Consider the following 25,141-nt stretch of genomic DNA (forward strand, 5'->3'; position numbering starts at 1 on the left):
CCTGAAATACCAAAAGGCCCTCGCATTTGCGGGGGCCTTTTTTGTGGCCTACGGGCCGCGTATGACAATGACGCTATTTCTTGCTTGGCTTCAACTTTAGTGTCTCTTCGCGCAAAAATGCCATCATACCCTTGGAATCTTTCTCAAAGGGCTTTAACGCCTCTGGATCAATCAATTCCCCGATCACAGGGCTTTGGTTTTTGTTAAATGCTGCGCGGATTTCATACAAAAGTAGACTTTGGCGCAATGTGTCGCCCAGCTTGTTCGCTATGTGAAACAGCCGTGTGTTAGACCCTGTAAAATAGATCGGTAGAACCCGCGCGCCGGATTGACGGATCATTTTTGAGGTGAAGGTCGCCCATTCACGCTCTTCCGGCTCGCCAAAAAATGTCGGCGATGTAGAAACAGTGCCCGCAGGGAACAGGGCGATGCAATGCTGATCCTTTAGCGCCTGAACCGCCGCTTGGCGCATCTTGATGTTTTTTCGAACGCTGTCTTCCTCATGTGGGAAACTCACCGGCAGCAAATATTTCTCTACCCGTGTGACCCCCACCAACAATGCACGGGTCAGGATCTGGTAATCATCACGCACATGGCTGATCAAATGTGCCATCACGATGCCATCAATCAACCCATGGGGATGATTGGAAACAATCACCAACGGCCCCTCTGCGGGAATACGCGCAATATCCTCTTTGGACGTGGTCAACTTGATGTTCATCTCTTCCAATACAGAGACCCAGAAATCAGGATCCTTGTTTGGATTGCGCTCCCATTTGCGCATTTTGTACAGCAGATAATAGCGCGCGGTTAGCGCTTCGACGATCGAAATAAACCAGCGTTTGTAAAATTGTGGAAAGGAGTTCGCATAAGTAAGATCAGATCGATCATATAGCTTGTTCGGATCAAAATCCTTTGGGTTTTGGTTTTGCTCTACCATTACTTTCCCTCACCAAAGTAGCCTTCAACCAACTCTTTAATCGCAATCCCCAGCTGCTCTGCTTGGGCACCCGATGTTTCCACCTCTATATCACAGCCCTTTGAGGCCGCCAACATCATCAGCCCCATAATACTGTCACCGGAGACATCCAGCCCATCCTTGATCACAATAGCCTGTGCATCATGCTCTTCAACTGTGGCTACAAATTTTGCTGAGGCGCGGGCATGCAGGCCCTTTTCGTTGATTATAGTCAGGGTTTGTTTCACTGAAACCTCTATTCTCTATATTCCAGCGGTGCCCTGGCAACAATTAATGTACTTGCGCCCCGCGTCCATGCTTGCCTGTAAGGCTTTCTCAACGCTCAGACCTCGCGATTTCGCCAGCTTTATCAACATCGGAAGGTTGGCGCCATATAAAATGCGTCGCTGGCTGGGCATACAGGCCTTCATGGACAGATTAGAGGGCGAACCACCGAACATATCGGTCACAACGATCACGCCATCCCCTTGGTCGACCTCGTTGGCGATTCTGCAGATCTCTTCTTGCTTAGAGCTTCGGTCGCATTCCGCCGCGATTGGCACAGCAACGATGCCACGCTGGGGGCCCATTACGTGCTCAATTGCCGCTAAATATTCCTGCGCCAATCGGCCATGTCCGACTATCACAATACCTATCAAAGCAAACCTACTCCTGCATCTTTAGCTATGTCTGCACGGCGCTCTAGTTCACGATGACGCACCGAAATTTGCCACCCCAGGTCAGACAGCTGTGTTGCTAATTCTTGTGTAACACAAACGGAACGATGCCGACCACCCGTACAGCCCAGACCGATTGTGAAATGTGCCTTACCCTCTTCGCGATAAGCTGGCAATAACATCTGCGCCATTTCCAACAATTTATTGAAAAATGGTAAATACCGCGTGTCTTCCTGGACATAGGCACGAACCAACGAATCCATGCCTGTTAGATCGCGCAAATCAGGGCTCCAGTACGGGTTGCGCAGAAACCGGCAATCCAAAACCATATCAACACCGCGCGGCACACCGCGTTTGTAAGAAAAGGAATGCACATTCACCGCCAAACCCTTGCTCAGCACACCACCAAACAGCTTGCCCACCTCTTCTTTCAAATCATGTGGGCTCATTTCTGATGTATCCAAATGCACATTGGCGCGCCTCTTTAGGCGCTGTAACAAATCTTTCTCGCGGGTAATGCCGTCGCTCGGGGCGCCATCGGGGGCCGATGGATGTCTGCGACGCGTCTCGCTATAGCGGCGCAGCAAAACCTCTTCGCCACAATCAATATAGAACAAGGATACCTCTACATCTTCGCGCGCGGATAGGGTTTCTAACAGCTCCAGCACCCCGCGGACACTAAAATCGCGGGTGCGCATATCCACCGATAAAACCAAACCACGTTGTAATATCGGCCCCTTAACCAATCGGGGCATCAATGAAATCGGTAAATTCTCGATGGTTTCAAACCCCAAATCCTCGAAACTGTTCACCGCAGTACTGCGCCCCGCCCCCGAGGGGCCGGTGATCAAAACAACAGTAGAGGGTTGGGTATTCATTCTGAAGCCTGTTACTATCCCTGTGGAGTGCCGCCTATCGCTAGCTGTTTTATTACATAGTGTAAGTGTGGGATATTTTTAGCGTGAATCAAGCGAACTCTCAATTGTTTGAACACTGCGTGATGCTTTTTGGGTAGCCGCTCAGGTTCTTCCTGATCCAAATCCACCACCAATTGCAATGGCCGAGGCCCAGACAATCTAGCATCTATCAATCCCACGCCGCGTACCTCGATCTTGGCGATTGCGGTTTGAGGGGGCGAGATCATTATGTCCGTGCCGTGCGAATCTATCTCGACCATATCGTCGCAAATCAGCCCCGCACCGACGCCCATACAGGCCAGCGCCAAATGAGATTTTCCCTGCCCCGAGGCACCAGAAATTAAAACCCCAAAGTTTCCAAAACAAATACCACTAGCGTGCATATGCCCGCGCGTCAGGATCATAGGAACGCAGGCAGGCCAACCACAAAGCGCGCGCCTAAAACCTCGCTCTGTCCGCCCTCTTGGCCACTGCGGATATTCTCTGCCCATATCGTACCGCCATGGGCCTCGATAATCTGCTTGGATATCGCCAAACCCAGCCCCGAATGCGTGCCAAAATCATCTGTCGGCCGCTGGGAATAAAAACGGCGAAAAATATCCTCAAGGCTGTCCTCGGGAATGCCCGGTCCGGTATCCTCGACCACCGCTAAAATGCGATTGCCCCGCACCCGCGCCCATACACGAATGGCATCATTTTCCACACAGAACGACGCCGCATTGGTCACCAGATTCACAAATACCTGCGCCAGCCGCTCTTCCAACCCTTCAAACATGATCGGTCGGGTCGGGCCCTCCCAGAATAGATCAACGCCGTTTTTATTGGCCTCGATGCGGTGAAATTCTACGATGTTACTTAGCATCTTACCCAAATCAAAGGCCTCGGTCTCTTCTTTCACCAATTCCGCATCCAGACGTGATGCATTGGATATATCAGAAACCAAGCGATCGAGGCGCTGAACATCCATTTCCAGAATATCCAACAGCTTGCGTCGCCCAGTGTCATCGCGCGCAACACGCAATGTTTCGACCGCCGATCGCATCGAAGCCAGCGGGTTTTTAATCTCATGGGCCACATCCGCGGCAAAGCTCTCGTTGGTTTCTATGCGGCTATAGAGCGCCTGTGTCATATCCCCCATGGCCGCCGCCAAACGCCCAACCACATCATGACGTCCCGCCAAATCAGGGATCAGCACCTTGCGCGCATCCTCTTGGCCCAGCTCTGCGGTTTTGCCGATTTCGGCGGCACGCGCCAGATCATTCAGCGGATCAGTGATAGAGCGCGCCAACACCACCGCAAAACAAAAGGACACAAACAATGACAACCCGAAGAAGGCAAAAATCCCGCGGGTACGCGCCGACAAAATACTGCTCAGCAACCCACGCGGCGTGGTCAGCACAATATAGCCCACCTCTTGCCCATCAAAAGAGATGCTGCGCGCAACGCCCAACACCGTGTCATCACCGCGCAACACCGCCGATTGCACCTTTTGATTGCCCTGCGATAGCAATGTTAGCAAAACTGTGTTGAATTCCTCTGGTTCCATCACATCATCAATCGGCAGACGATCACCCTGCATCACCTCGATCAGCATCCTCAACAGTTCAGGCGTACCAGACATGGCCCCCTCAGCCTCCGAAACCTGTGATGCATTCTGAAATGGTCGCGCCGCCTTCTCTCCGATTTTATCAAGAACGTCCGAATACAATACCAGTCCCGCGCTTGAATTTTGTGGCAACCCCTCCATAGCCTGTAGCAAGCTGGTGTTCATATCCGCCGCACGGGCCTCGGGCATCACCCTTAGGGCGTATTCGATCACACTTTTTTGCAAATCCGCCTGTTGCTCGATATAGCCGCGCAGCAGGTTCAAGGTCTTGTTTTGTGGTTGGGTAATAAACAAAACCCCAATCAGAAACAGACCCGTAGCGATAAAACTGGTTAGGAAAATTCTACGCACCAGATTAAAGCTGCGAAATATTCGGAAAGCGCCGCTATGATTGTTGTCCCCTGCCGAGACGATAAGATCGGGATTCCCAACCCATCCATCTATGGATTGCAACTCTTTTTCATTCTCGGCCAACAGATTTCCAGTCGTGCAGGTTAACTCTCGGTGTATCGGTATCCGATACCATATAATGTCTCTATTGCACTAAAATCTTCGTCAGCAGAGCGCATTTTCTTGCGCAGGCGCTTAATGTGGCTGTCAATAGTACGATCATCAACATAAACCTGATCATTATACGCCAAATCCATCAACTGATCGCGGCTTTTTACAAACCCAGGGCGCACAGCCAATGCATGCAGCAGCAAAAACTCTGTAACCGTTAGATTGACCGGCTTGCCACACCAAGTAACAGAATGGCGCATTGGATCCATTGTCAGACGTCCACGCTCAATCAATTCATCATCAGGGGCGCGAGCGGTATCCTCAATATCATCAGCGGCACCGCGGCGTAGCAACGCTTTTATGCGCTCAACCAGTAGGCGCTGAGAGAACGGTTTTTTGATATAATCGTCTGCCCCCATTCGCAGCCCCAACACCTCGTCAATCTCGTCGTCCTTTGAGGTTAGAAAAATGACGGGAATTTGCGATATCTGGCGCACCCGCGTTAGCAGATCCATCCCATCCATGCGCGGCATCTTTATGTCAAACACCGCTAAATCAGGCAATGCGCCATTGGAAATCGCGGTCCAGGCCTCTAGACCGTCATTGTATTTTTCTACATCAAATCCTTCTGCCTCTAATGTCATAGAGACCGAGGTCAGGATATTTTGATCGTCATCAACCAGTGCAATTTTCGCCATTATTCCGCAAAACTTTCTATATTCACCCAATTTCGCCCCATAGAAGGAACGAATTATCTACCACCTCTCCTTAAAGGAGATTAAGAAATAATGATATTCCCTATTTATTTAAAAACACTACCCTATGGCCCGCCCAAATCAAGTACCGAGTTGGTTTGTGTAACTGTTCTGTAACGTTTCTACCGGTAGATGGGGCAATACGCCCTATTTATAGCTGTCGACTCACTAGAAACCATTGGGTATAGCTCGATTACCAAAGCAAGACGAAAGCATCATGAAGGAGCACATAATGGATTTCGGTCGTTTTAACCCCGCGGAAAAACTCGAGAAAATGGGAATTACTGGGCTAAAAGCAGTCCATTATAACCTACTTGAGCCGCAAATTATTCAAGAATCCCTTAAAAGAGGCGAGAGCGATCTCGGACAAGGGGGCGCATTATTGGTTGAAACTGGCGAATATTCAGGCCGTTCCCCCAAAGATAAGTTCGTGGTTAACGAACCATCGGTTCAAGATAGCGTATGGTGGGAAAACAACCCCCCCCTTGAAATGGATGCGTTCGAACAACTGAAAACAGATATGTTTGCACATATGTCTGGCCGCGAATATTTTGTGCAAGACCTTTTCGCAGGGTCAGACCCAGAACACCGCCTAAACACCCGCATGATCACAGAGCTGGCATGGCATAACCTGTTTATTCGCCACATGTTGCGCCGCCCAGAACAGGCCGAGCTTGAAACATTCGCCCCCGAATTCACAGTCGTAAATTGCCCATCATTCAAGGCAGACCCTGAAAAACATGGCTGTCGTTCCGAAGTCGTGATCGCCATTTCCTTCGAACAAAAGCTGATCCTGATTTGCGGCACCGAATATGCCGGTGAAAACAAAAAATCGATCTTCTCGATCATGAATTACCTATTGCCCGCCAAAGGCGTGATGCCAATGCATTGCTCTGCCAACCACGAAATTGGCAACCCAGACGAAACGGCCGTGTTCTTTGGCCTATCTGGCACTGGTAAAACCACCCTTTCTGCCGATCCCAATCGCACGCTATTAGGCGATGACGAGCACGGCTGGTCAGACAACACCACCTTCAATTTCGAAGGCGGCTGTTATGCCAAAACCATTTCTCTATCTGCCGAGGCCGAGCCTGAAATTTTCGCAACCACATCCAAGTTTGGCACCGTGATCGAAAATATGGTCTACGACCCCTACACCAAAGAATTGGATTTTGAAGACGATAGCATCACCGCCAACATGCGCTGTGCATATCCCCTCGATTACATCTCTAACGCATCCGAAACAGCCATTGGCGGCACGCCTAAAAACATCATCATGCTGACCTGTGATGCTTTTGGTGTTTTACCCCCAATTTCGCGCCTAACACCAGCACAGGCCATGTACCACTTCTTGTCTGGCTTCACATCCAAGGTGGCAGGTACAGAGCGTGGCGTTACAGAACCACAATCGACATTCTCGACCTGCTTTGGAGCCCCGTTCATGGCCCGCCGACCAGAGGTATATGGCGCGCTACTGCGGGATAAAATCGCATCCAATGGCGCCACCTGCTGGTTGGTAAACACCGGCTGGACAGGCGGAGCATATGGCACTGGATCGCGCATGCCCATCAAGGCAACCCGCGCCCTCTTAACGGCGGCGCTGAATGGATCTTTGAACAGTGTTGATTTCCGCAAGGATGCGAATTTCGGGTTCGAGGTTCCAACAGCCGTCGCCGGGGTTGATTCCCAACTGTTGAACCCGCGTGCGACATGGGCCAGTGGCGATGCCTATGATGCCGCTGCCGCGCGCTTGGTTGCCATGTTCTCGGATAATTTCGAGCAATACGAACAACACGTTAGCGCAGATGTTTTGGATCAGGCCATCAAAGCCTGCTAAAACAACCTCAGAATCTCCTAAAACCCGCCCCGAGCGGGTTTTATTTTGCCCAAATTTTCCCTAATCTAGCTCAATGTATAAATTTCTTGTTCTATGCGCCCTGCCCCTATCTGCCTGCGCGGCCGATGAAACCATTTCTGGCTATGTAGATGCAGATGCCATATGGGTCTTGCGGCAAATGGATCAGCAACCCGTGCACGCCCAAATCACCCTTCAGTTCCCAGCCAAGGGTCAAGCGCGCGGGCAAGCCCCCTGCAACAGCTATCACGCCCAGCAAACAGCGCCTCTGCCGTGGTTTCAGCTGGGCCCCATCGCTGCAACCAAACGCGCATGCCCAGACCTGCCCTTAGAAACCCGCTATTTTTCCGCCCTTAGCCGCGCCACGATGGCCGAAAGCACCGGCAACACGCTGATACTATCCGATGATGATGGGCTGGAATTGATCTACCAGCGTCGCTAAATTCGTGATTTGATGCGTGACAAACCAGCTAGAAAGGCTAGTGTCAGCCTATGACAAAACGCCTAACTCTCCGAGACATAGCCGAAGCCGCCGGCGTCAGCGAAATGACCGCATCACGTGCATTACGCAATGCTGGTGATGTATCTGATCGCACCCGCAAGCGTGTAAAAGAGGCAGCAGACCAGCTGGGCTATGTACGCAACAAAATCGCCGGCTCTTTAGCCTCGAGCAAAGTCGATCTGGTCGGCGTGGTTATACCCAGCGTCAAAAGCTATGTATTCTCCGAAGTTCTAGATGGTATTTCCAGCGTCCTTGCGGACACCAATCTGCGGCCGGTTTTTGGGCTGACCAATTACGATCTAAAAACCGAAGAAGATGTCATTAACGAAATGCTGTCATGGCGCCCCAGCGGCCTGATCATCGCTGGCCTAGAACACACCGATACCGCAGCGCGCATGTTGCACGCAACGGATACGCCCGTGATCGAGATCATGGATACCGATGGTACCGCCATCGATGCATGCGTGGGTATTTCGCACTATCAAGCCGGCTATGATATGGCCGATACAATCCTGCAAAAGGGTTACCGTAACATCGGCTTTATTGGTACGAAAATGGAGAGCGACTTTCGCGCCACCAAGCGGTTAAACGGCTTTCGTGATCGCCTAGAACAAGATGAAATCTCCCTGATCGATCAAAAACTATATTCATCCGGTTCCTCAATTGAAAACGGCAAGCGCTACACCGACGCCCTCATACGGCAAAACCCCAATATGGACTGCATCTATTGCTCGAATGATGTCAGCGCCGTTGGCGCATTAATGTATTGCATCGAGAACAAGCTATCAGTACCCGATGATCTGGCATTGGTCGGATTTAACAACCTTAACCTGCTGGATGGCCTGCCCGTTAATCTGGCCACGATGGATTCCATGCGCTTCGAAATCGGCCGACGGGCGGCGCAAATTGTGATTGATCGCAACGCCACCCCTCCCTTATCCCCCCCTAGGGTGCAACAACTATCCCCCAAGATCATCACCGGCAACAGCCTGTAATCAAACAGAAAACGCCAATGTTCTGCTAATACGGGTCAGGCTTTGGCCGCTCTCCTGAGCCCATTGGTTAAACGCGGCTTGTATTTTCGCCTGTGCGCGCTTTGATGTGGCAGGCCCATCAATCACCCCCGCAGACGTCAGCGCATGCACCACGTCACTGCTTAGGATAAAGGTGTCTTTGCCCATAAATCGCAGAGCATATTGCCCAGTCACCCCACCCAAACGCGCACCTCGGGCCTTCATCATCTGCCACAGGCCCACCAAATCCTCACTGGGCCAATCCGCAATACACCGCGCGGCCGATCCGTGCGTATGCGCCAAATCAGATAGAAAAATCGCATTGTCACGTACCGACAAAATCTTGGTGGCATGGCGGATGATATCAGTGTTTTTCAGATGCCGATCCAAATCCTCGTCGTTCATCATCGCATTGCGCCCGAGATCGAATTGATGAAAGGCCGCCTCAAAACCCTGCCATTTGTTTTCCACCACCGACCAATTGAACCCCGCCTGAAAAACCCGTTTGCTGAATTCTGACAAGATCCGATCATCCGTCAGCGCAGAAATATCCTGCGCGGGGGGGCTATCCGCTAATAGCGCCTCTAACGCGCCGTTCTTGTTGTCATTCGCGCGGGCCGCGATACTGGCGAAACTGCTTATTGGCATGACACAGTATCCTTCTCTAATCGTTTCATCAATCGATCGCGCGCGGCCGGCAGCGGCCTATTCCCCAGCGCTGGCGCAAGCGCAGTCTCTAGGAAATGTCCCGTGGTCTTTAGCGCATTCAACACCTCTATGCGATTATCTTCGGCAAAACTGTTGCGCAGAAAATCCGGTAACGGCAGTAGTCGATCCGCCCATTCAGCCCCGCCAGCGCGGCTAACCGCACGCCCAGTACGGGGGCTAACATAGATCAAGTCCTGGGTCACGCCACTGGCGGCACATGCACTTAAATCCAACCCATGACCCAGATCTTCGAGCACGGATAATTCCCACAACGCATAGGCATCCGCCCATGCACCCGTACCATCAATTCGATCCATCAAATCAATGGTTCGGGCATATAACCCCGCCAATTCCATACGCTCTGGGAAGGCAAAGCAGGCCAATGCGCATGTAGCCGTCAGCCCCGCCAACCGCAGGCGATCCTGCAGAGCATTTGCCCGCGATTTCAGGGGCTCTACTCGGTATGATCCCAAATGTTCTTCTAGGCGGGCGCGCCATTCCACCGCCACCTGTGTGCCGGGCTGTAATATCGGGGCCATCTTGCGCGAGGCACCTGCGCGCACAACGCCTGCATGACGCCCACGATCAGGGGTAAATACATCAATAATTGCAGAGGTTTCCCCGTGTTTACGCACGGATAATATCACCCCTTCACCAGACCAGTCCATACCGCATGCTAACTGCTAAGGCCCTCGTCGCCAAGCAAATGTCGCCCTGCGCGGTCTTCGACCTCGATCACCCATATATCAGGGTCAAATTGGCGCTGTTTGCGCACCATCTCATCTATATCGCGATCACTGCCTTGTGCAAGGGTGACCCAAATGCGCGCACCATCCAGATCAAACGAGCGTTGGAATAATTCCGCATTCCCATCTAGCGTATTCAACTTTATCAATATCGCCCCAGCGGTGGCATCGCCGCGCGCGGTAATAAAGACGGGGATATTAAGCATGCCCAACCGGCGCCGATAGGCCCCAACCCAAAAATCGCTGGTAACCTTGGGGGTCATTTGGTGTCTTTGAAATCCAGACCCATCTCGCTATAGCGCTCGGCCTCGTTTTCCCAATTCGGGCGCACCTTCACCTGTAGGAACAAATGTACTTCGCGCTCCATCATCTCCTTCAGCTCTTTGCGTGATGCCATGGACACACCTTTGATGGTTTCGCCCTTGGGGCCAAGGGCAATGCCCTTGTGGCCTTCGCGCGCCACATAGATCACCTGATCAATGCGCACGGATCCATCCTTGCGTTCTTCCCATTTTTCGGTTTCGACCGTCAGGGTATAGGGCAATTCTTGGTGCAGGCGCAGCATCAGCTTTTCTCGGGTCATCTCGGCCGCAATCATGCGCATGGGCACATCGGCAATTTGATCCTCTGGGTATAGATACGGCCCATCGGGTAGGTTGGCCGCCAAGAAATCCAACAGCACAGGTACGCCGTAGCCCTTTTCCGCAGAGATCATAAAGGTCTCCTCGAAATCTAATCGCTTATTCAACTCTTCGGTCAAAGCTAACAACTCTTGGGATTTCACCTTGTCGATTTTATTGATCGCCAGCACAAGGCGCTGTTTGGGGGCGTCACGTTGCTCTAGGCCCTCCAGGATCATCTCGACGCCTTTGGTAATACCGCGGTGTGCCTCTACCAGCAATACCACCGCATCGGCATCCGCCGCACCCGTCCAAGCGGCGGCCACCATGGCGCGATCTAGCTTGCGACGCGTGCGAAACAGGCCAGGAGTATCCACAAAAACGATCTGCGCATTATCCTGCATGGCAATGCCGCGAATACGCGCACGCGTGGTCTGTACCTTGTGGGTTACAATGGACACCTTGGCCCCCACCATCCGGTTCATCAGGGTGGATTTACCGGCATTCGGCTCACCGATCAGTGCTACAAAGCCGCATTTGGTGTTGCTCATGATGTCGTTTCCAATTCTTTTAATAGGAGTGCCGCCGCCTCTTGGCTGGCCGCGCGTTTCGAGGGCGCGCTTGCCTGTGCCGATTGCCCTGTTTCTAGGCGAACTTCAATACTAAATACAGGCGCGTGGTCAGGGCCGCTGCGGGCCACCTCGATATATTGGGGTGGGGGCAGCTTGCGCGCCTGTGCCCATTCTTGCAATGTGGTTTTGGCATCGCGCGCATCATCGGCGGCATTCGCCACCCGGGCGCCCCACAGGCGTAGGATCATTGCGCGCGCCGCATCAAACCCGCCATCCAGATAAACGGCGGCAATCACGGCCTCCATGGCATCCCCCAAAATCGCCTGCTTGCGCCGACCACCAGAGAGCATCTCGCTACGCCCCAGCTTTAGCACCTCGCCCAGCCCAATCTCTTGGGCGACCTCAGCACAGGCCTCCTTGCGTACCAAGGAATTAAACCGCGGGGCCAATTGCCCCTCTTGGGCCTCGCTATCATGATCGATCAATGCGTTGGCAATCACCAAACCCAGAACCCGGTCTCCCAAAAACTCTAGGCGCTGATTATCCTCGCGCGTGGCCGAGGATAATGACGAATGCGTCATGGATTTGATCAGCAAATCAGGATCTGCAAACCGATACCCCAAACGGGTGCTAAAATGATCTAGGTCCTTGGAAAGTTTCACTTCAATGCCTTAAAGAATCGATCCTTGCGCCATGTCCAAAAATACATAATCCGCGCACCAGCGGAGGAAAATATCACCCGATCCGCCCGCCCGATTAGATTTTCAAATGGCACAAAGCCCACGCCATTGGCGCTAACGGGAATGCGGCTATCGCCTGAGTTATCGCGATTATCCCCAACAAAGAAATATTTGCCATCAGGCACGGTATAGGCGGGGGTGTTATCGGCGAAACTGTCACCAATATTCAAAACGGCATGCTCAACACCACCGGGCAATGTCTCTATGGCCAATTGTTTTTCACAATCAGCGCCCTCGCCCACCACGCGGTTGGAACAACGCGGCGTGTGGCGCATGGGGCCTTGCTGTGCCATGGCCTCGACAAATACGCCTTGATCCTCTTGGGGGGCGGCTACATCATTGATGTATAAAATACCCTCGCGCATTTGCACGCGATCCCCTGGCAACCCCACCAAGCGCTTGATGAAATCCACATTGGTGACAGGGTGCTTAAATACGATGATATCGCCGCGCTCGGGTTCTTCGCCGAAGATGCGCCCCGAAATTGGACAGATAGACCACGGACAAGAATGGCGCGAATAGCCATAGGCCATTTTATTGACGAACATAAAATCGCCAATCAACAGCGTGTTCTTCATAGAGCCAGAGGGAATCCAAAACGGCTGAAAAAACAATGTGCGCACAACACCGGCAATCAATAATGCATAAACGATGGTCTTGATATTCTCGCCGAGCGTGTCTTCTTTTTTGGCAGTGGCCATGGGAATTCCTTAGATTTGCTTGGGGTTTTCTTACGCACAGCTTTGGCTAAGTCAACCGATCATTCACTATGAGGCAAAGCCTCGATCACCACAAAGGCCTGCGCCCAGGGGTGATCATCGGTCAGGGTTACATGCACCACGGCGCGATGCCCATCCGGGGTCATCTCATCCATCTTCTTGGCCGCCCAGCCTGATAGGTGCATCGTCGGTTGCCCCGAGGCCAAATTGGAAACAGCCATGTCTTTCCATGATATCCCCATCGCCAGCCCCGTGCCCAGCGCCTTGGAACAGGCCTCTTTGGCAGCCCAGCGTTTGGCATAGGTGCTGGCGACATCTCGGCGGCGCTCGGCTTTGGTCTGTTCAATTTCGGTGAATACGCGGTTTTTAAAACGATCGCCAAAACGATCCAGCGTTTTCTGAATGCGCTCTATATTTGCCAAATCCGTGCCAATGCCCAAAATCATTTACGTGCCGTATCCATGGCCGCGCGCATCTGGCGCATGGCCGCCTCTAGGCCAATAAAGACGCTCTCGCCGATCAAGAAATGCCCGATGTTCAGCTCTGCTACCTGTGGGATGGCAGCAATGGGGCCAACACAGTCATAGGTTAGCCCATGGCCCGCATGCACCTCTAGCCCTAGATGCGCCGCTACGCCGGCCATATCGCGCAGGCGCTCCAGCTCTGCGTCGCGCGCATCGAAATCGCCCTCTGCATGGGCATCGCAATAGGCACCCGTATGCAGCTCGATCACCGGCGCACCAATGCGCGCTGCTGCCTCGATTTGCCCTCGATCAGCGGCAATGAATATGGATACACGACACCCCGCCGCGCGCAAGGGGGTAATGAATTCAGTCAGGCGCGCCTCATCTCCCAGAACATCTAATCCGCCCTCGGTGGTACGCTCCTCGCGCTTTTCTGGCACGATACACACCGCATGCGGGCGGTGGCGCAGGGCAATGGCCTGCATTTCATCCGTCGCCGCCATTTCAAAATTCAGCGGTACCTGCAAAACCTGCATCAACATGTCTATATCACCGTCGCGAATATGGCGGCGATCCTCTCGCAGATGTGCGGTGATGCCATCTGCGCCCGCGGCCTGTGCCAAAAGTGCCGCGCGCACAGGATCAGGAACCATTCCACCACGCGCATTGCGTAGGGTTGCCACGTGATCAATATTCACACCCAATCGTAATTTATTGCCGTGCTCTATCATCTCTTTAATCCTTCGCTTTGCATCGCTGGGGGCCGCGCCCTATTCTACTGTATCAGTTTTTTTGGCTAGGCGCTCTTTCAGCCGGCGGTACAGATATTTTTTACGCCGCTGTTGATAGGCCGCCACCAAGGGCTTGGTGGTGAAGTACATTACCAATGCAGTGATAAACCCAGGAATAAGGCCACCGATAAAATAGGGCACCATAAAATCGTGAAACAGATCCACAAACCCATCCCAGCGGCTGGGCCCATAGCCAAATATCGATTTTACATTGGCCCAAGAAGATTCCGCAAAATCCACCAACCCATCGCGTGCCTTGCGCCATGCATTGCGCTCGGTTGAATTTCCGGTCATCCATTGGCCCAATGAATAGCTGATCGCGCCAATAAACGGGAAGGTGATCGGATTGCCGAAAAACGTGCCAATCAAGGACGACAATACATTGCCGCGCAAAACATAGGCCAGCCCTGCTGCCAAGAAAAAATGCAATCCAAACAGCGGCGAGAAACACACGAATGCCCCGCAAGAGAACCCAAGCGCAATGCGATGGGGTGTATCAGGTAGGCGCTTGACGCGGTGTCCAACATAATTCAAAACCCGTCGCCACCCCGCCTTTGGGTAAAAACCTTCTTTGAACCATTGCCAAAGGGTTACTGGATTACGTCTTTTGAACACTCAATACATCTTTCTTACTGCGCGTTTGACACTGAGCTTCGCCGCGATTGCACCACACCGGCCACATCCGAATCTGCCTCAACAGCCGTGATCACATTGGCCAAATGTTTCACATCCCGCACCTCTATATCAATGGCAATCCGGAAATAATCCTGCTTGCGATCCGAAAAATGCATGTCGGCGATATTGGCCTCTTGTTCCGAGATCAAGATGCAAATGCGACCCAGAACCCCCGTATAATTGGCCATCGTCACCTCTAATGTAACGATATGTACGGTTTCTGTACGCCCCTGTGTCCAATTTAGGTCAATCCAGCGTTCGGTCTGATCTTCGTAATCTACCAATTTCTCACAATGAATTGAATGTACTTCCACGCCGGTACCACGGGTGGTAATCCCCACAATCCGTTCGCCAGGCAAGGGCTGACAGCAATTCGCCCCCTGTACATACTGCCCCGCACTAAGGCCGACAATTTTCGCCAATGGCGTATCTGCCTGATCCGCTTGATCCTGTAGCAATGCAGGGTATAGCGCACGCACCAGATCCACACCTGTGATCTCGGCACTGCCGATTTGGGCCAATAACTCGTCGCGATCCTTTAGGCCCATTTTCCTCGCCGCGGTTTCCAGCGCCTTGGGGGAGGCACTTTTGCCTACATGCTCTAATGCAACCCGCGCCAATTCTTGGCCCAGCTTGCGATATCCCACCTGATGATCCTCGCGCAGGGCCTTACGAATGGCCGATTTGGCGCGCCCGGTTTTTACGATATCAATCCATGTGGCCTGCGGGCGCTGTGCCACCGCAGTTTGGATCTCTACAGATTGCCCATTGCGCAGGCGCGTCCAGAGGGGCACGCGGCTACCATCAACCTTGGCCCCCACACAGGCAGACCCGATGCGGGTATGGATCGCAAAGGCAAAGTCAATCGGTGTTGCACCGCGGGGTAATTTAATCACATCCCCCTTAGGGGTGAAACAGAACACCTGATCCGAGAACATTTCTAGCTTTACATTTTCTAGGAATTCTTCGTGATCTTCATCATCAACATTGCCAAAACCATCCGTTAGCTTGGACAACCATTCCAGCGGATCAACAGAGAAGCGGTTGTGCGTGCGTTTGCCATCCTTGTAGGCCCAATGCGCGGCCACGCCGACCTCGGCCACCTCGTGCATTTCTTTGGTGCGGATTTGGATCTCCACCAACTTACCATCACGCCCGGCCACCGAGGTATGGATCGAACGGTAACCATTGGATTTGGGGGCGGATATATAATCCTTGAACCGGCCGGGCACACAGGTCCAGCGCTGATGCACTGCCCCTAAGGCCGCATAGGCATCCTGCTCTGTCTCGGTGATAATGCGAAATCCGTAAATATCTGAGAGGCGAGAGAAGCTCTGCTGCTTTTCCTCCATTTTACGCCAGATAGAATAGGGTTTCTTCTCGCGGCCCGTGATTGTGGCCTCGATGTTATTGGCATCAACCAAGATATGAATATCTTTGATAATACGCGGGATCAGATCATCACTTTTGTCACGCATGGTGATAAAGCGGCGCATGATAGAGCTGCGCGCCTCTGGATTCAGCACCTTAAAGCACAGATCCTCCAGCTCGTCGCGCATCCACTGCATACCCATACGCCCCGCTAGCGGGGCGAACACATCCATAGTCTCGTGGGATTTCTGCACCTGCTTGTGCTCGGGCATATGTTTGATGGTGCGCATATTGTGCAACCGATCGCCCAGCTTTACCAAAATAACCCGCAGGTCCTTGGACATTGCCAGCAATAGCTTTCGGAAATTCTCGGCCTGTTTGGTTTGCTTGGATGATAGCTCTAGGTTGGTAAGTTTGGTCACCCCGTCTACCAATTGCGAAATCTCTTCGCCAAATTCGGCGGCCAACATTTGGTGGGTTAGTTTGGTGTCCTCGACGGTGTCATGCAACAGAGCGGTCACAATGGTAGCATCATCCAGCTTCTGTTCGGCCATAATATCGGCCACGGCCACCGGGTGGGTAAAATAGGGCTCGCCTGAATGGCGCTTCTGACCCTCGTGCATCTTCATACCATAGGCATAGGCGCGACGAATCAAATCAGCATTGGTTTTCGGGTTATATTCTCTGACGTGATCGACCAGCGTCTCAACATCGATCATTCGGCAAGCTCCTTTGGGGAGGGAGACCTCCCCAGAATCACCTTATTTTACTTCTTGCGCTTCCATCAGCGCACGCAACAGGTTCTCATCGTTCATATCGTCGCCTGGCTTGTCATCACCCGCTCCCATCAACAATGCCATTTCGTCTTCTTCTGGCTCATCAACTTCGATTTGGGTTTGGTGGCTCTGAATCGCGGCCTCTAACAATTGATCCGCGGTCAATGTCTCGTCGGCGATCTCACGCAAGGCCACGACAGGGTTCTTGTCATTATCGCGGGGAATAGTGATTTCTGAACCAGATGCAATTTCGCGCGCACGATGTGCCGCCAGCAAAACCAAATCAAAACGATTCGGTACTTTATCAACGCAATCTTCAACGGTCACACGTGCCATTCTAACATTCTCCAGCCAAATGCGGTTACAAGACCAGCCGTTTACGCATTTTTACAGCGATTTGCAAGCCTAAGACGACGCATCATACAGAGATATCTCATCTCTGTCCATCTGCGGTAAATTGGCCAACATTTCCAATGTGCTGAACCCCAGCACAGGATGGCGCCAATGCGGCGCGATATCCGCCATAGGCCGCAGCACAAAGGCACGATCCTGTAGCCGCGGATGAGGCAGCAACAGATGCTCCGGCGTGCGCTGCATCTGCTGATCCAACGGCAGATCAATCCAGCCCTGTAGCGTCTCTAAATCTGGCGCAATTTCGCCATGATGGGCGATCAAATCCAGATCAATACTACGTTGCCCCCACCTGAGGCTACGCACCCGCCCCAGCTGTTTCTCTATATTATGCAGTGTTTCTAGTATTTGATTGGCCGACCGCATGGTCTCGCACAAAACAGCACAGTTAATAAAATCAGGCCCAGCCCCCTTTGGGAACGCTGGGGTGCGGTAGAATTCACTAATTTTTAAGGCCTTTAGATCATTCCTTGACAGAAGGTCAATTGAGGCTACGATTTGAGAATGAGCTTTGCGCATATCTTTTGAAGTATTCGATCCGATGGCGATTATAGTGGTGTTCGAAATACTACGTGTCATTTTATCTTGCACATTCCAATCGGGTGCGTATTTTGCACATGCTTTTGAGATGGGTCTAACACGCAACGGACTTAACTGTCGATTAAGCAATTAAAGAGAAAAAAGGAAAAAGAATGTTTTATCGAGACGAGCGTCTTGCGCTCTTTATTGATGGGTCAAATTTATATGCCGCCGCCAAAGCATTGGGCTTTGATATCGACTATAAACTGCTCCGTACCGAATTTATGCGCCGTGGGAAGATGCTCCGCGCATTCTATTACACCGCTCTACTAGAAAGCGAAGAGTATTCGCCCATACGCCCACTGGTTGACTGGCTCAACTATAATGGGTTCACCATGGTGACCAAGACCGCCAAGGAATACACCGATTCCATGGGCCGACGTAAGGTTAAAGGAAACATGGATATCGAATTGGCCGTGAATGCGATGGAATTAGCCCCGCATGTCGACCATATCGTGCTGTTCTCTGGCGATGGCGATTTCCGCCCCCTCGTTGAATCTCTACAGCGCCAAGGCGTGCGCGTTTCTGTGGTGTCCACCATTCGCTCCCAGCCACCAATGATTTCAGACGATCTGCGTCGCCAAGCCGATAATTTCATCGAACTAGACGAATTACGTGACGTGGTTGGCCGCCCCCCCCGCCCCGAGGGCGATGCACCGGGTTTTGCCCCCGCAGAGGTGGGCGAACACGCCGAAGATTAAAAGATAAAGCCCTACGGGGCTTTTTTCTTGCCTTATCGGCGCATCTGCTTGCGCGCCGATTGAATTGCGGTTTAAAACCGCATCATGACAAAACAACCTCTCTCTTTATATTTGGCCGCACCGCGTGGATTTTGTGCCGGCGTTGATCGTGCCATTAAAATCGTTGAAATGGCGCTAGAAAAATGGGGGGCACCCGTCTATGTCCGCCACGAAATCGTGCATAACAAATTCGTGGTTGATGGGCTGCGCGACAAAGGGGCGGTGTTCGTCGAAGAACTGTCTGAATGCCCCGATGACCGACCCGTGATTTTTTCCGCCCATGGTGTGCCAAAATCCGTGCCAAATGCCGCGCAGGCGCGCAATATGGTCTATGTTGATGCCACCTGCCCCTTGGTATCCAAGGTGCACATAGAGGCTGAACGGCACTCCGCCAATGGCCTACAAATGGTGATGATCGGCCATGACGGCCACCCCGAAACCATCGGCACCATGGGGCAATTGCCCGAGGGCGAAGTCCTGCTGGTAGAAACAGCAGACGACGTGGCCAAATTGGCCCCTCGCAATCCAGATCAGCTGGCCTATATCACCCAAACAACCCTCAGCGTAGACGATACGACCGAAATCGTAGCGGCCCTACAGGCGCGCTTCCCCAATATCGTTGGCCCCCACAAAGAGGATATCTGCTACGCCACGACCAACCGCCAACAGGCTGTCAAAGATGTGGCCCCAAATGTGGATGCATTGCTGGTGATTGGTGCGCCAAATTCGTCTAATTCCAAACGTTTGGTCGAGGTCGGGCGCAAATCGGGCTGTGCCTATTCGCAATTGGTACAACGCGCGGCTGATATCGACTGGCGCGCCTTGGATGGCATTAAATCCATCGGCATCACCGCTGGCGCATCCGCCCCAGAGGTTTTGATCGCCGAGGTGATATCCGCCTTTACAGACCGCTATGATGTCACCAGTCATGTGGTCGAAAGCGCCGTCGAGAACATCGAATTCAAAGTACCGCGCATCCTGCGCCAACCCGCCTAAGGATCCCATCATGGCCGAGTTATTTGCATATACCGATGGCGCCTGTTCTGGCAATCCCGGCCCCGGAGGTTGGGGGGTATTGTTATTTGCAAAACAGGGCGAAACGGTTCTAAAATCACGCGAGCTATCTGGCGGTGCGCCAGACACAACCAACAACCAGATGGAACTGATGGCCGCCATCACCGCCTTGGAAACATTGGAAAAACCCAGCGCCCTGACCTTGGTCACCGATAGCAATTATGTGAAAGACGGCATCACCAAATGGATTTTCGGCTGGAAAAAGAACGGCTGGAAAACCGCCGCCAAAAAGCCCGTGAAAAACGCAGACCTCTGGAAGCGTCTGGATGAGGCCACCAAACGCCACGACATCACTTGGAAATGGATCAAGGGCCACGCAGGCCATGCCGAAAACGAGCGCGCCGACGAACTGGCCCGCGCTGGCATGGCGCCCTTTAAACCCGCGAAATAGCTATTTATCTTTGCGAAACAGCACGCGGTACAGGATTATCAGCACTGCCGAGCCAAATAACGCGGCCACAAACAGGCTGGCCACCGTAGAGGCCCCCGCCATCAAAACCATCAGCCCACGCAAGCTAATCATGCCCAAAATCGTCCCGATCACCCCAATAGCAATCGCCACGAAGGGCGAAACCTTCAACTTTAGCAAATACGCCACCAGCATTCCTGCCGCGGCCCCAACGATTATTGTCAATAAAATAGGCATCAGCCCTCCTTATATCCTATAAATAGGAACTAATCGCATGGATTTTAAGAACCAAGCAGGGTTTTCTCTGCAATTTCAAAGCCGCGCTGAAAATCAGAGGCCGCCATTGGCCCCTTGCCCGCGCGTTGCAGAGTAACCAAGCGCACCGCCCCAGATCCGCAGGCCACTGTCAATGAATCATCCAGCACCTGCCCCGCAGGCCCGGAGGCATCCACAACCTCGCTCATCAACACCTTGATCCGCGCATCCCCAATGGCAAACCACGCCCCAGGAAAGGGCGACAACCCGCGAATATGCGCATCCACCTGATCCGCAGATCGCATCCAGTCTATCTGGGCCTCTGCCTTTTGGATTTTTTTGGCATAGGTCACGCCATCCTCGGGCTGTGGCACAGGTACCAAGCCCGCCAATTGCCCCAGCGCATCACAAATCATTTGCGCGCCCATACCCGATAATCGATCATGCAGCGCCTGTGTCGTATCAAGGCGCGTAATATCCGTGGTGGCACGCAACAAAACCGGCCCCGTATCTAGGCCCGCCTCCATTTGCATTATGCAAATACCAGTCTGCGCATCCCCTGCCATAATCGCACGGTGAATAGGTGCCGCCCCGCGCCAACGCGGCAACAGCGAGGCATGTATATTCAAGCAACCCGCGCGCGGCGCATCCAAAATCACCTGTGGCAATAACAGACCATAGGCCACCACCACGGCCACATCTGCCTTTAAGGCTTGAAACTCTGCCACATCGGCCGGATCCTTAAAATTTAGGGGCGTGCGCACCAGCAACCCAAGTGCATCCGCACGGGCATGTACGGGGGTTGGGCGCTCTTTCTTGCCCCGCCCAGCGCGGCGCGGCGGCTGGCAATAAACAGCGGCAATGTCATGCCCCGCATCCACCAATGCATCCAATACAGACACAGAAAAATCAGGCGTGCCCATAAAGATAACCCGCATTATTCTGATCCTTTTTTGGCAATCTTGGCGGCCTTGGCCAGCAGCATCTTGCGCTTCACAGGGCTTAGATGATCAAAATACATCTTGCCATTCAGATGATCAATTTGATGCTGTACGGATGTGGCCCATATACCGATCAAATCCTTTTCTACCACCGCACCACTTTCATCGCGATAAGCTACGGTTACGGCGCGCGGTCGGCTGATCTTGGCCCAAACACCAGGCAGGTTTGGGCTGCCTTCCTCATGTTCGCGCAACTGCGCCGACGCATGTAGTATCACAGGGTTTGCCATCATCAGCGGCCCGCTGAAATCATCCTGACAATCAACCACCGCAAGGCGTTGCATCACCCCAATTTGATTGGCACCAAGCCCAACACCGGGCATGGCATACATGGTGTCAAACATATCTTTCCATGCGTCTTTCACCGCATCGGTGATCTCTGTTACATCTGCACAGACGCTGCGCAATCGCTTGTCGGGATAGGGTATAAACCGCTTGATCGCCATCAACCACGCGCCACTTCTTTTTTGTATTTCACCATCTTTTTGGTCATCATAGAGCGCTTGATCCGTGACAGGTGATCAATAAACAAAACCCCGTTCAGATGATCCAACTCGTGTTGCGCACAGGTGGCCCACAACCCATCATATTGCTCTTCACGGGGTGTGCCATCGATATCCAAAAACTTGATGCGTACCTCTTTGGGGCGCTCGATATCTTCGAAGAGATCCGGCAAAGACAGACAACCCTCGTTGTGGGTATTCAACTCTTCCGACACCCATGTGATTTCTGGGTTGATCAAAACCGTCGGCTCATCGCGCACTTCTTTATCGCCGCAATCCATAACAAACAGGCGGTTCAAGGTACCGATTTGCGGCGCGGCCAAGCCAACACCTGGGGCGTCATACATGGTTTCCAGCATCGAATCTGCCAATTGGCGCAACTCTTTGCTGACGGTTTCAACAGGATCACAGGTTTTCTTCAAACGTGGATCTGGGTGCAGGATAATCGGTAAAATGCTCATGCCTTGCCATAGGCCAATCCGCGTCTGGGTTCAAGTTGCCTAGCACCTTTTCATTCCCTTTCGAAACGGGCACAGTGGGCGAATGAAATTCGACAACACATTCTACGATCAAATGCAGGGCTTCTATGCAGAAGTGGGCCCAGAAGCCCCCCCTAGCCCCGAACTGCTGCTGTTCAACACTGCCCTAGCAGATGAATTGGGGCTTGATCTTAGAGATCAAAACAAGGCGGCGCTGTTCTCCGGTGCTGAAATCCCCGCCGGGGCGGCCCCACTGGCACAGGTCTATGCGGGGCATCAATTCGGCGGGTTCTCGGCGCAATTGGGCGATGGGCGCGCGATTCTGTTGGGCGAGATCACCAGCCCCAGCGGTGCGCGCATGGATATCCAGCTAAAAGGCTCTGGCCAGACGCCATTTTCGCGCAATGGCGACGGCAAGGCCGCCCTTGGGCCAGTGCTGCGCGAATATATCATGGGCGAGGCCATGCATGCATTGAATATACCCACGACCCGCGCCCTGGCCGCCACCACAACTGGCGCGCGGGTACAACGCGAGACCGGCCTGCCCGGCGCGGTGCTAACCCGCATCGCCAGCAGCCATATCCGCGTTGGTACCTTTCAATTCTTTGCGGCGCGCGGCCAAAATGATCAGGTAAAGCAACTGGCCGATTATGCAATTGCGCGCCATTTTCCCGACATCAGCACCAGCGACACCCCCTATTTGGATTTCCTGCGTGCGGTGGCGGATCGACAGGCAGCATTGATCGCCAAATGGATCGCCGTTGGGTTTATCCACGGGGTGATGAATACCGACAACATGGCCATTTCTGGCGAGACCATCGATTACGGCCCCTGCGCTTTTATGGATACTTATGACCTAAAAACCGTGTTCAGCTCGATCGATCGGCAGGGACGTTATGCCTATGGTAACCAACCCTTGATCGCGCGCTGGAATTTGGCCCGACTGGCCGAGACCCTGCTCCCGTTGCTTAGCAATGATGACGACACGGCCATCCAACTGGCCACAACAATCATCGATGATTTTGCCCCCACCTACGAGGCCGCTTGGCTCGCTGAAATGCGTAAAAAATTCGGGTTGATCTCAGCGGACGGCGGGGATGCAGATCTTGCCAATGATTTTCTAAACCTGCTGGCACAGCATAAATTAGATTTCACCACAGCATTTCGCGCCCTTACATCTAGTAGCGAACACCCAAACCTGTTTCAGGATATAGATGCATTTGCGAATTGGAAGGCCCGCTACCGCGCGCGATGCGCCGGCGAACATAAGACAAAATCCCGCGCCTTAATGCGCGCCAATAATCCCATCTATATCCCGCGCAATCATCTGGTGGAACAGGCCCTTGATGCCGCCCAATCAGAGGGTGATCTTGGCCCCGTCAAGTCCCTGCTGACACGCCTGAAATCGCCATTTGACGATACCATGGTCGATACCAAATACGCACAGCCCCCCGCCACCGTTAACAGCGGTTATAAAACCTTTTGTGGGACATGATTTCGCCCTTGCACCGCCCTCACCTTGCGCTAGTCTCGACCCAAAGGAGTCCCCCATGAATTTCGACACACGAATTGATCGAGTAAATACCCAATGTGCCAAATGGGACTTAATGGAAAAGCTGTACCAAGTTTCCCCATCCGAGGGCACCGCGATGTGGGTGGCAGATATGGACTTCCAACCGCCTCAACAGGTGCTGGATGCGCTGGATGCCATGCGCCAACACGGTGTATTTGGCTATTATGGTGACGACAGAAATTATCGCCACGCTATCGCGGACTGGATGTATCGTCGCCATCAATGGGATCTGAACCCCGAACATATCTTTTCAACTCATGGCTTGGTGAATGCGGTGGCTCTATGCCTTCAGGCCTTTACCAAACCTGGTGATGGGATCATCCTATTCACACCTGTTTATCACGCCTTCGCCAAAATCATTAACGCCAGCCAGCGCCAGTTGGTCAGCTGTGAATTGGCCAATAACAATGGCCGCTATGAGATGGATTTTGACGCCTATGAGGCGCAGATGACCGGCAACGAGAAGGTAATGGTTCTTTGCTCGCCCCACAATCCAGGCGGACGGGTTTGGTCGGTGGCCGAGCTGGAACAGGCGGCGGAATTTGCCCAGCGTCATGATCTGCTTATTTTATCCGATGATATCCACCATGACCTAACATTTGGGGCCAAATACACCCCCATGCCAGTGGCCGTCCCCGAGATTCGAGACCGCTTGGTCATGCTGACCGCCGCCTCCAAAACCTTTAATCTTGCGGCGGGGCATTGTGGCAATGTATCCATCAGCAATCCAGACTTGCACAAAACCTTCGCGGCAACCATCGCTGCAAACGGAATTTCGGTAAATAATTTCGGCATTGAAATCACCCAAGCCGCTTATACCTTTGGCGATGCATGGCTGACAGAACTCCTTAAATACCTAGATGAAAATCGCAAGTTGTTCGACCAAGCGATCACAGAAATACCCGCCCTGTCGTCGATGGAGCTAGAGGCCACCTACCTAGCATGGGTTGATTTCAGCAAAACCGGCATGAGCGCCTCGGAATACCAACAGCGTGTGCAAAAACAGGCCCGTATTGCCGCCAATCACGGCGCAACATTTGGTCAGGGCGGCCAAAACCACCTTCGGTTTAACTTCGCCCTGCCCCGCGCACAGTTGATCGAGGCATTGGCCCGCCTAAAAACCGCCTTTGCCGATTTACAATAACCCGCCA

At 52.8% G+C, this 25,141-nt stretch carries 31 protein-coding genes; 8 read left to right on the forward strand and 23 right to left on the reverse strand.

The window, feature by feature from the left end:
• Nucleotides 1-73: 73 nt before the first annotated feature.
• From QQL62_RS06660 to QQL62_RS06690, 7 genes are read right to left on the reverse strand one after another with little or no spacing between them, the layout of a single operon-like run.
• Nucleotides 74-940 carry a lysophospholipid acyltransferase family protein gene (locus tag QQL62_RS06660; RefSeq protein ID WP_284377114.1) on the reverse strand — a complete coding sequence of 289 codons (867 nt, stop codon included), beginning with the start codon at nt 938-940 and terminating at the stop codon, nt 74-76.
• Nucleotides 940-1,206 carry an HPr family phosphocarrier protein gene (locus QQL62_RS06665; RefSeq protein ID WP_284377115.1) on the reverse strand — a complete coding sequence of 89 codons (267 nt, stop codon included), beginning with the start codon at nt 1,204-1,206 and terminating at the stop codon, nt 940-942. The genes QQL62_RS06660 and QQL62_RS06665 overlap by 1 nt, the downstream gene beginning before the upstream one ends.
• 15 nt (nt 1,207-1,221) lie before the next feature.
• A complete protein-coding gene (locus QQL62_RS06670; RefSeq protein WP_284377116.1) occupies nt 1,222-1,617 on the reverse strand; it encodes a PTS sugar transporter subunit IIA in 396 nt (131 codons plus the stop codon).
• Nucleotides 1,614-2,513, reverse strand: a complete 900-nt coding sequence (gene rapZ, locus QQL62_RS06675; RefSeq protein WP_284377117.1) for an RNase adapter RapZ — start codon at nt 2,511-2,513, stop codon at nt 1,614-1,616. The genes QQL62_RS06670 and rapZ overlap by 4 nt, the downstream gene beginning before the upstream one ends.
• Before the next feature lie 14 nt (nt 2,514-2,527).
• The gene (locus QQL62_RS06680; protein ID WP_284377118.1) at nt 2,528-2,956 is read right to left on the reverse strand and encodes an HPr kinase/phosphorylase; all 429 of its coding nucleotides are present in this window, start codon (nt 2,954-2,956) and stop codon (nt 2,528-2,530) included.
• Nucleotides 2,953-4,632: a sensor histidine kinase gene (locus tag QQL62_RS06685; protein ID WP_284377119.1), complete on the reverse strand. Its 1,680-nt coding sequence runs from the start codon at nt 4,630-4,632 to the stop codon at nt 2,953-2,955. The genes QQL62_RS06680 and QQL62_RS06685 overlap by 4 nt, the downstream gene beginning before the upstream one ends.
• Nucleotides 4,633-4,652: 20 nt before the next feature.
• Nucleotides 4,653-5,357, reverse strand: coding sequence for a response regulator transcription factor (locus tag QQL62_RS06690; protein WP_284377120.1), 705 nt, complete (start codon nt 5,355-5,357; stop codon nt 4,653-4,655).
• Between the two features lie 289 nt (nt 5,358-5,646).
• Here QQL62_RS06690 and QQL62_RS06695 point away from each other — a divergent pair, with 289 nt between their 5' ends.
• The 3 genes from QQL62_RS06695 to QQL62_RS06705 all read left to right on the forward strand — a co-directional run bounded on the left by QQL62_RS06695 (nt 5,647) and on the right by QQL62_RS06705 (nt 8,766).
• On the forward strand, nt 5,647-7,251 hold the full coding sequence (locus tag QQL62_RS06695; RefSeq protein WP_284377121.1) for a phosphoenolpyruvate carboxykinase: 1,605 nt from the start codon (nt 5,647-5,649) through the stop codon (nt 7,249-7,251).
• 73 nt (nt 7,252-7,324) lie between these two features.
• Nucleotides 7,325-7,711 carry an META domain-containing protein gene (locus QQL62_RS06700; protein WP_284377122.1) on the forward strand — a complete coding sequence of 129 codons (387 nt, stop codon included), beginning with the start codon at nt 7,325-7,327 and terminating at the stop codon, nt 7,709-7,711.
• Nucleotides 7,712-7,761: 50 nt separating this feature from the next.
• On the forward strand, nt 7,762-8,766 hold the full coding sequence (locus QQL62_RS06705) for a LacI family DNA-binding transcriptional regulator (RefSeq protein WP_284377123.1): 1,005 nt from the start codon (nt 7,762-7,764) through the stop codon (nt 8,764-8,766).
• Here QQL62_RS06705 and QQL62_RS06710 read toward each other — a convergent pair whose 3' ends face one another.
• The 12 genes from QQL62_RS06710 to folK form a co-directional block, all read right to left on the reverse strand.
• A complete protein-coding gene (locus QQL62_RS06710; RefSeq protein WP_284377124.1) occupies nt 8,767-9,432 on the reverse strand; it encodes a DNA-3-methyladenine glycosylase I in 666 nt (221 codons plus the stop codon).
• Nucleotides 9,423-10,160: a DNA repair protein RecO gene (gene recO, locus QQL62_RS06715; protein ID WP_284377125.1), complete on the reverse strand. Its 738-nt coding sequence runs from the start codon at nt 10,158-10,160 to the stop codon at nt 9,423-9,425. The genes QQL62_RS06710 and recO overlap by 10 nt, the downstream gene beginning before the upstream one ends.
• Before the next feature lie 8 nt (nt 10,161-10,168).
• Nucleotides 10,169-10,501: a DUF1491 family protein gene (locus QQL62_RS06720; protein WP_284377126.1), complete on the reverse strand. Its 333-nt coding sequence runs from the start codon at nt 10,499-10,501 to the stop codon at nt 10,169-10,171.
• Nucleotides 10,498-11,409, reverse strand: coding sequence for a GTPase Era (era, locus tag QQL62_RS06725; RefSeq protein WP_284377127.1), 912 nt, complete (start codon nt 11,407-11,409; stop codon nt 10,498-10,500). The genes QQL62_RS06720 and era overlap by 4 nt, the downstream gene beginning before the upstream one ends.
• Nucleotides 11,406-12,092, reverse strand: a complete 687-nt coding sequence (gene rnc / locus QQL62_RS06730) for a ribonuclease III (protein WP_284377128.1) — start codon at nt 12,090-12,092, stop codon at nt 11,406-11,408. Before rnc ends, era begins: the two co-directional genes overlap by 4 nt.
• Nucleotides 12,089-12,871: a signal peptidase I gene (lepB, locus tag QQL62_RS06735; protein WP_284377129.1), complete on the reverse strand. Its 783-nt coding sequence runs from the start codon at nt 12,869-12,871 to the stop codon at nt 12,089-12,091. The genes rnc and lepB overlap by 4 nt, the downstream gene beginning before the upstream one ends.
• A gap of 59 nt (nt 12,872-12,930) precedes the next feature.
• Nucleotides 12,931-13,335: a holo-ACP synthase gene (gene acpS / locus QQL62_RS06740; protein WP_284377130.1), complete on the reverse strand. Its 405-nt coding sequence runs from the start codon at nt 13,333-13,335 to the stop codon at nt 12,931-12,933.
• A complete protein-coding gene (locus QQL62_RS06745; protein WP_284377131.1) occupies nt 13,332-14,084 on the reverse strand; it encodes a pyridoxine 5'-phosphate synthase in 753 nt (250 codons plus the stop codon). The genes acpS and QQL62_RS06745 overlap by 4 nt, the downstream gene beginning before the upstream one ends.
• A gap of 39 nt (nt 14,085-14,123) precedes the next feature.
• Nucleotides 14,124-14,759, reverse strand: a complete 636-nt coding sequence (locus QQL62_RS06750; RefSeq protein ID WP_284377132.1) for a DUF2062 domain-containing protein — start codon at nt 14,757-14,759, stop codon at nt 14,124-14,126.
• 14 nt (nt 14,760-14,773) lie between these two features.
• Nucleotides 14,774-16,909 (reverse strand): RelA/SpoT family protein, encoded by a 2,136-nt coding sequence (locus tag QQL62_RS06755; RefSeq protein WP_284377133.1) that lies wholly within the window; start codon nt 16,907-16,909, stop codon nt 14,774-14,776.
• A gap of 42 nt (nt 16,910-16,951) precedes the next feature.
• Nucleotides 16,952-17,302 carry a DNA-directed RNA polymerase subunit omega gene (rpoZ, locus tag QQL62_RS06760; protein WP_284377134.1) on the reverse strand — a complete coding sequence of 117 codons (351 nt, stop codon included), beginning with the start codon at nt 17,300-17,302 and terminating at the stop codon, nt 16,952-16,954.
• Nucleotides 17,303-17,371: 69 nt separating this feature from the next.
• Nucleotides 17,372-17,956 (reverse strand): 2-amino-4-hydroxy-6-hydroxymethyldihydropteridine diphosphokinase, encoded by a 585-nt coding sequence (gene folK / locus QQL62_RS06765; RefSeq protein WP_284377135.1) that lies wholly within the window; start codon nt 17,954-17,956, stop codon nt 17,372-17,374.
• Between the two features lie 113 nt (nt 17,957-18,069).
• Here folK and QQL62_RS06770 point away from each other — a divergent pair, with 113 nt between their 5' ends.
• The 3 genes from QQL62_RS06770 to rnhA all read left to right on the forward strand — a co-directional run bounded on the left by QQL62_RS06770 (nt 18,070) and on the right by rnhA (nt 20,161).
• Complete coding sequence (locus QQL62_RS06770; protein ID WP_284377136.1) at nt 18,070-18,657, forward strand: LabA-like NYN domain-containing protein; 588 nt, start codon at nt 18,070-18,072, stop codon at nt 18,655-18,657.
• Nucleotides 18,658-18,741: 84 nt separating this feature from the next.
• Entirely contained in the window at nt 18,742-19,692 is a 951-nt protein-coding gene (gene ispH / locus QQL62_RS06775; protein WP_284377137.1) for a 4-hydroxy-3-methylbut-2-enyl diphosphate reductase, read from the forward strand.
• A 10-nt stretch (nt 19,693-19,702) separates the two neighbouring features.
• Nucleotides 19,703-20,161, forward strand: coding sequence for a ribonuclease HI (gene rnhA, locus QQL62_RS06780; protein WP_284377138.1), 459 nt, complete (start codon nt 19,703-19,705; stop codon nt 20,159-20,161).
• Here rnhA and QQL62_RS06785 read toward each other — a convergent pair whose 3' ends face one another.
• Genes QQL62_RS06785 through def (QQL62_RS06800) form a run of 4 tightly spaced genes read right to left on the reverse strand, consistent with a single transcriptional unit; the run spans nt 20,162 to nt 22,399 of the window.
• Nucleotides 20,162-20,416: a GlsB/YeaQ/YmgE family stress response membrane protein gene (locus QQL62_RS06785; RefSeq protein ID WP_284377139.1), complete on the reverse strand. Its 255-nt coding sequence runs from the start codon at nt 20,414-20,416 to the stop codon at nt 20,162-20,164.
• A 44-nt stretch (nt 20,417-20,460) separates the two neighbouring features.
• Nucleotides 20,461-21,372 (reverse strand): methionyl-tRNA formyltransferase, encoded by a 912-nt coding sequence (fmt, locus tag QQL62_RS06790; protein WP_284377140.1) that lies wholly within the window; start codon nt 21,370-21,372, stop codon nt 20,461-20,463.
• Complete coding sequence (gene def / locus QQL62_RS06795) at nt 21,372-21,881, reverse strand: peptide deformylase (RefSeq protein ID WP_284377141.1); 510 nt, start codon at nt 21,879-21,881, stop codon at nt 21,372-21,374. Before def (QQL62_RS06795) ends, fmt begins: the two co-directional genes overlap by 1 nt.
• On the reverse strand, nt 21,881-22,399 hold the full coding sequence (gene def / locus QQL62_RS06800) for a peptide deformylase (protein ID WP_284377142.1): 519 nt from the start codon (nt 22,397-22,399) through the stop codon (nt 21,881-21,883). Before def (QQL62_RS06800) ends, def (QQL62_RS06795) begins: the two co-directional genes overlap by 1 nt.
• Before the next feature lie 82 nt (nt 22,400-22,481).
• Here def (QQL62_RS06800) and QQL62_RS06805 point away from each other — a divergent pair, with 82 nt between their 5' ends.
• Nucleotides 22,482-23,912, forward strand: coding sequence for a protein adenylyltransferase SelO (locus tag QQL62_RS06805; RefSeq protein ID WP_284377143.1), 1,431 nt, complete (start codon nt 22,482-22,484; stop codon nt 23,910-23,912).
• Between the two features lie 55 nt (nt 23,913-23,967).
• Entirely contained in the window at nt 23,968-25,134 is a 1,167-nt protein-coding gene (locus tag QQL62_RS06810; protein ID WP_284377144.1) for a MalY/PatB family protein, read from the forward strand.
• Nucleotides 25,135-25,141: the final 7 nt, after the last annotated feature.

This window comes from Amylibacter marinus, assembly GCF_030160015.1.
GTDB classification, from domain to species: Bacteria; Pseudomonadota; Alphaproteobacteria; order Rhodobacterales; family Rhodobacteraceae; genus Amylibacter; species Amylibacter marinus.